Annotated in this window: 6 protein-coding genes; all 6 read left to right on the top strand. The window is 73.3% G+C overall.

Annotated features, from left to right (window positions below):
* Positions 1-1,002, top strand: a 1,002-nt coding sequence (locus tag EF918_RS31300) for an enoyl-CoA hydratase/isomerase family protein (RefSeq protein WP_260610835.1), incomplete at its 5' end; no start/stop codon positions are given.
* Positions 1,003-1,064: 62 nt separating this feature from the next.
* Positions 1,065-2,135 carry a hydrogenase expression protein HypE gene (locus EF918_RS31295; protein WP_125652300.1) on the top strand — a complete coding sequence of 357 codons (1,071 nt, stop codon included), beginning with the start codon at positions 1,065-1,067 and terminating at the stop codon, positions 2,133-2,135.
* A gap of 111 nt (positions 2,136-2,246) precedes the next feature.
* Complete coding sequence (locus EF918_RS31290; RefSeq protein ID WP_125652299.1) at positions 2,247-4,031, top strand: nickel-dependent hydrogenase large subunit; 1,785 nt, start codon at positions 2,247-2,249, stop codon at positions 4,029-4,031.
* Positions 4,028-4,621 (top strand): hypothetical protein, encoded by a 594-nt coding sequence (locus tag EF918_RS31285; protein WP_260610834.1) that lies wholly within the window; start codon positions 4,028-4,030, stop codon positions 4,619-4,621. The genes EF918_RS31290 and EF918_RS31285 overlap by 4 nt, the downstream gene beginning before the upstream one ends.
* A complete protein-coding gene (locus tag EF918_RS31280) occupies positions 4,618-5,364 on the top strand; it encodes a DUF5947 family protein (protein ID WP_185922003.1) in 747 nt (248 codons plus the stop codon). Before EF918_RS31285 ends, EF918_RS31280 begins: the two co-directional genes overlap by 4 nt.
* Positions 5,361-6,077: a DUF6084 family protein gene (locus EF918_RS31275; RefSeq protein ID WP_125652298.1), complete on the top strand. Its 717-nt coding sequence runs from the start codon at positions 5,361-5,363 to the stop codon at positions 6,075-6,077. The genes EF918_RS31280 and EF918_RS31275 overlap by 4 nt, the downstream gene beginning before the upstream one ends.
* Positions 6,078-6,157: the final 80 nt, after the last annotated feature.

Below are 6,157 nucleotides of genomic sequence, written 5' to 3'. Positions count from 1 at the left end.
GACCTACCCGAGCTCCCCGCCCCGGGCGCCCCGGGCACCCGCGGCGCCCCGGGCGCCCCGATCCCCGTGGATCCCGGCGCCGGTGGCCCCGACTGGTCCGACATCACCTACCGCGAGGAGGGCGCGGCCGGGTTCCTCGGCTTCTCCTTCCCCGGCGGGGCCATGAGCACCGACCACTGCCGGCGCCTGCTGGCCGCGTACCGGGCCGCCTGCGCCCGGCCCACCGGCGTGCTCGTGCTCGGCGGCGGGCGGGACTTCTTCTCCCACGGCATCCACCTCGGCGTCATCGAGGCCGCGGCCGACCCGGCCGCCGAGTCCTGGGCCAACATCAACGCCGTCGACGACCTCGTCGAGGCGGTGCTGACCACCACCGACCGCCTGGTGGTCGCCGCCCTCGGCGGCAACGCCGCCGCCGGTGGCGCCATGCTCGCCCTGGCCGCCGACGAGGTCTGGTGCCGCTCCGGGGTCGTGCTCAACCCGCACTACCGTCTGATGGGCCTGTACGGCTCCGAGTACTGGACGTACACCCTGCCGCGCCGGGTGGGCACCGCCACCGCGGAACGGCTGATGGCCGACGCCCTGCCCGTCGGCTCCGCCGCGGCCCGGCGGCTGGGGCTGAGCGACCGCACCCTGCACTGCGGCCCCCAGGAGTTCGCCACGGAGACCGCCCGGCTCGCGCAGCGCCTCGCCACCGCCCCCGGCCTCCAGGCCCGGATCGCCGAGAAGAAGGCACGACGTGAGCGGCACGAGGCCGAGCGACCGCTCGCCGCGTACCGGGCGGACGAGCTGGCCCGGATGCGCGCCGTCTTCGACGACCCGGACGCCCCGTACCACGCCCTGCGCCGCGCCTTCGTCCGCAAGGAGCCGCCGACGGGGACCCCCGCCCACCTCGCCGAGCCGGCCCGCCAGCGTCCGGTGCCCCCGGTCGGGGCCGTCCCCCTGCCCGGCCGGTTCACCGGACCGGCGGTACAACGCGCGGCACCCCGGTCCGCCCCCTGCTAGCAAGAAGGGTGGGGCCCCACCGTCCCCTCCCACCCCGCACCCCTCCTCCGAGGAGAGTCCGCATGGACGCAGCGACAGCGACAGCGACGACGCCGGTCACGGCGGACGATCCGACGATCCACATCCTCTGGATCAACGCGGGTCTGAGCTGCGACGGGGACTCCGTCGCGCTCACCGCCGCGATGCAGCCCAGCATCGAGGAGATCGTCACCGGCACCCTCCCGGGCCTGCCCAAGATCCAGGTGCACTGGCCGCTGATCGACTTCGAGTGCGGTCCGGTCGGCGGCGCCGACACCTTCATCGAATGGTTCTTCAAGGGCGAGCGCGGCGAACTCGACCCCTTCGTGCTCGTCGTCGAGGGATCGATCCCGAACGAGAGCATCAAGCGCGAGGGCTACTGGTGCGGGTTCGGCGACGACCCGGAGACCGGCCAGCCCATCACCACCAGCGAATGGATCGACCGGCTGGCGCCCAAGGCGCTCGCCGTCGTCGCCATCGGCACCTGTGCCACGTACGGCGGGATCCACGCCATGGAGGGCAACCCCACCGGCGCGATGGGCGTGCCCGACTACCTGGGCTGGAACTGGACGTCGCACGCCGGGGTCCCGATCGTGTGCGTGCCGGGCTGCCCGATCCAGCCGGACAACTTCTCCGAGACGCTCACCTACCTCCTCTACCAGGCGGCCGGATCGGCGCCGATGATCCCGCTCGACGACAAGCTGCGCCCGACCTGGCTGTTCGGCGCCACGGTGCACGAGGGCTGCGACCGGGCCGGCTACTACGAGCAGGGCGAGTTCGCGCACACCTACGACTCGCCCAAGTGCCTGGTCAAGCTGGGCTGCTGGGGACCGGTCGTCAAGTGCAACGTGCCCAAGCGCGGCTGGATGAGCGGCATCGGCGGCTGTCCGAACGTCGGCGGCATCTGCATCGCCTGCACCATGCCGGGCTTCCCCGACAAGTTCATGCCGTTCATGGACGAGCCGCCCGGGGCCCGGGTGTCCGTCGCCGCCAGCGGTGCCTACGGCGCGGTCATCCGGCGGCTCCGCTCCCTCACCGGCCACACGGCGGACCAGGAGCCCAAGTGGCGGCGTACCGGCACCAAGCTCTCCACCGGCTACCGGCCGCCCTGGTGAGCACCCCGGGGCGAGCGCCCGTACCGCGTACCGGTGCTCACCCCGACCCGTTCCGCACCCGGTCCCCCCTCCACCCGCGCAGCGCAACCCGGAAGGTTCACGGCACAGACGATGACTCCGAAGACCAAGGCGGCCGGTGACGGCAGTGGCCTCGTCGAGATGGCCTGGGATCCGATCACCCGGATCGTGGGCAGTCTCGGCATCCACACCAAGATCGACTTCAAGCAGAAGCGCGTCGCGGAGTGCTACAGCACCTCGTCGGTCTTCCGCGGGTACAGCGTCTTCATGCGGGGCAAGGACCCGCGCGACGCACACTTCATCACCAGCCGCATCTGCGGCATCTGCGGTGACAACCACGCGACCTGCTCGGTGTACGCCCAGAACATGGCCTACGGCGTCAAGCCGCCCCACCTCGCCGAATGGATCATCAACCTCGGTGAGTCGGCGGAGTACATGTTCGACCACAACATCTTCCAGGAGAACCTGGTCGGGGTCGACTACTGCGAGAAGATGGTCCGCGAGACCAACCCCGGCGTCCTCGAACTCGCCGAGCGCACCGAGGCCCCGCACGCCGCCGACCACGGCTACCGCACCATCGCCGACATCATGCGCTCCCTCAACCCCATCGAGGGCGAGTTCTACCGCGAGGCCCTCCAGGTCAGCCGGTACACGCGCGAGATGTTCTGTCTGATGGAGGGCCGCCACGTGCACCCCTCCACCCTCTACCCGGGCGGCGTCGGCACCATCGCCTCCGTCCAGCTGTTCACCGACTACATGAGCCGCCTGATGCGGTACGTGGAGTTCATGAAGCGCGTCGTGCCCCTCCACGACGACCTGTTCGACTTCTTCTACGAGGCCCTGCCCGGCTACGAGGAGGTCGGCCGGCGCCGCGTCCTGCTGGGCTGCTGGGGCGCGCTCAACGATCCGGAGTACTGCGACTTCACCTACGCCAACATGACCGACTGGGGACGGAAGATGTTCGTCACCCCGGGCGTGGTCGTGGACGGCAAACTGGTCACCAACGATCTGACACGGATCAACCTCGGCATCCGCATCCTGCTCGGCAGCTCGTACTACGACGACTGGGCCGGACAGGAGCAGTTCGTCACGCACGACCCGCTCGGCAACCCGGTGGACCCGCGCCACCCGTGGAACCAGCACACCATCCCGGCGCCGCAGAAGCGGAACTTCGACGACAAGTACAGCTGGGTGATGTCCCCGCGCTGGTTCGACGGCAAGGACCACCTGGCCCTGGACACCGGCGGTGGCCCCATCGCCCGGCTGTGGTCCACGGCCCTGTCCGGACTGGTCGACATCGGCTACGTCAAGGCCACCGGCCACAGTGTGATCATCAATCTGCCGCGCTCGATGACCAAGCCGGAGACCACCTTCGAGTGGAAGATCCCGCAGTGGAGCAACGCGCTGGAGCGCAACCGCGCCCGCACCTACTTCCAGGCCTACGCCGCCGCGGTCGCCCTGCACTGCGCCGAACAGGGACTCGCCGAGGTCCGGGCCGGACGCACCCAGACCTGGGAGAAGTTCGAGGTGCCCGACGAGTCCATCGGCTGCGGGTTCACCGAGGCGGTGCGCGGGGTGCTCTCGCACCACATGGTCATCCGTGACGGGAAGATCGCCAACTACCACCCGTACCCGCCGACTCCCTGGAACGCCAGCGTCCGGGACACCTACGGCACCCCGGGACCGTACGAGGACGCGGTGCAGAACACGCCGATCTTCGAGGAGAACCCGCCCGAGAACTTCAAGGGCATCGACATCATGCGCGCGGTGCGCAGCTTCGACCCGTGCCTGCCGTGCGGGGTGCACATGTACGTCGGCGGCGGGAAGACCGTCAAGCACATGCACGTGCCCACCGGCCTGAGCGGACTGGCCGGATGACGGCGACCGCCGGAGCCACGGCCCCCGCCCCGACGCCCGGCGCCCCGACGCCCGGCGCCCCGAGCCCCGGCGGTGCGACGGCCGCCGCCGGCCCCGCCGACGCCCGCGTGGCGGGACGCCGGGTGGAGGAGATCCTCGACGGGCTGGCCGCGGCCGGCGACCGCACGGCGTACGGCGCCGCCGAGGAACTCGTCCGGGTCCTCATGGAGTTCTACGGCGCCGGCCTCGCCCGGATCGTGGCGGAGCTCGACGCCCCCCGGCTGGCCGCCCTGCTCGACGACGAGCTGACAGCCGGCCTGCTCGCCCTGCACGACCTGCACCCCGAGGACGTCCCCACCCGCATCGGCCGTGTCCTGGCGGCCGGCCGGGAGTCGGTCGAACTGGTCGGCTTCGACCCGGACACCGGCGTGGCGCGCCTGCGCCCCGCCGCCCCGGGCGGCGGCTGCGGCTGCGGCGGACCCGACGCGCGGGCGCTGGAGGAGGCCCTCGCCGGGCTCGCGCCCGAGGTGACCGCGGTGGAACTGGAGCCGGCCGCCCCCGCGCGACCGCTGCTCCAGATCGGCAGCCGGCCCCCGGCGCGGGTCCCGTGACCGCCCCCGCGCCGGGCGCGGCGGCCGTCGCGCTGCGGCGGCCGGGCGGGCTGCGCCGGTTCACCGGGCCGCGGCCGCCCCGTCCGGACGTCTGCGAGCTGTGCGGGACGGCGGTGGCCGGCGACGGCCACCGCCACCTGGTGGAGACCGAGCGGCGGGCGCTGGTGTGCGCCTGCCGGTCCTGCGCCCTCCTCTTCGACCGGCCCGGCGCCGCCACCGGGCGGTACCGGGCCGTCCCCGACCGCTACCTGTCCGACCCCGGGCACCGGCTGGACGCCACCGCCTGGGACCTGCTCGGGATCCCGGTCGGCGTGGCGTTCCTGTTCCACAACGCCGCCCTCGACCGTCCCGTCGCCCTCTACCCCAGCCCGGCCGGCGCCACCGAGAGCGCACTCGACCCCGGCCAGTGGCAGGCGGTCCGGGCGGCCACCCCGCTGGCCGGGCTGCTGCGCCCGGACGTCGAGGCCCTGCTGCTGCACCGGTCCACGACCCACGGCTCCCCGGTCCCGGCGGGGCCTGCGGGTCCTGCGGGCCCGGCCGGGCCGGACGGCGGGACCGGCTGCCACCTGGTGCCGATCGACATCTGCTACGAACTCGTCGGCCGGATGCGCCTGCTGTGGCAGGGCTTCGACGGCGGCGCCGAAGCACGTTCCGCCCTGCGGGAGTTCTTCGCCGAGGTGGCACGGCGGGCCCGCCCCATGGACCCCGGGACACCGGCCGGGGCCGCGGAGGGACGCCGGTGACGGACCTCGACTTCACCTGCACCGGCGTACGCGCCGACCCCTACGCCGCCGGACCCACCCTCCTGTTCCGGCTCCGCATCACCGCCCCTCCGCAGACCCGGGTGCACGCCCTGGCCCTGCGCTGCCAGCTCCGCATCGAGCCGGCCCGCCGCTCGTACGGCGACCAGGAGGCGGCCGGGCTCACGGACCTGTTCGGCGAACGCTCCCGGTGGGCCACCACGCTCCAGCCGCTGCAGTTCGCCCTGGTGCCGCTGATGGTGCCCTCGTTCACCGGCTCCGCGGAGATCGAACTGCCCGTGCCGTGCACGTACGACATGGACATCGCGGCCACCCGCTACTTCGAGGCCCTGCGCGAGGGGGAGGCCCCGCTGCTCCTGCTGTTCTCCGGCACCGCGTTCACCGGTCCCGGGGGATTCCAGGTCGCCCCCGTGCGCTGGGACCGCGAGGCCCCGGTCCGGCTGCCCGTGGCGGTCTGGCGCGAGATGATCGAGCAGCACTTCCCGGGCGCGGGCTGGCTCCGGCTGCCCCGCGCGTCCCTGGAGGCCCTGCTCGCCTACCGCTCGCGCCACGCCCTGGCCTCCTGGGAAGCCACGGTGACGGCCCTGCTGGCGGCCGCCGACCGGGCCGACACCGCACCCCCACGTCCGGCCGGCGCAGGACCGGCGCGGCTCGGTGCCCTGCTGTCCCGGTCCGCCGAAAGGCCCGCCCCATGACCGCCACCCCGACCCCCGCCCCTTCCGCCGCGGCAGGCGGCCAGGATCCCTCCGCCTCGTGTACCGATCCCGCGCGGACG

It is taken from the genome of Streptomyces sp. WAC06614 (assembly GCF_003949795.1).
Taxonomy (GTDB): Bacteria; Actinomycetota; Actinomycetes; order Streptomycetales; family Streptomycetaceae; genus Streptomyces.
Note: the sequence above shows the minus strand (reverse complement) of the source record. Positions and strands in the feature narration are given on the sequence as shown.

Coding starts and splice junctions, on each gene's coding strand:
- EF918_RS31295 (WP_125652300.1), top strand. CDS start 1,065: ATGGACGCAGCGACAGCGACAGCGACGACGCCGGTCACGGCGGACGAT.
- EF918_RS31290 (WP_125652299.1), top strand. CDS start 2,247: ATGACTCCGAAGACCAAGGCGGCCGGTGACGGCAGTGGCCTCGTCGAG.
- EF918_RS31285 (WP_260610834.1), top strand. CDS start 4,028: ATGACGGCGACCGCCGGAGCCACGGCCCCCGCCCCGACGCCCGGCGCC.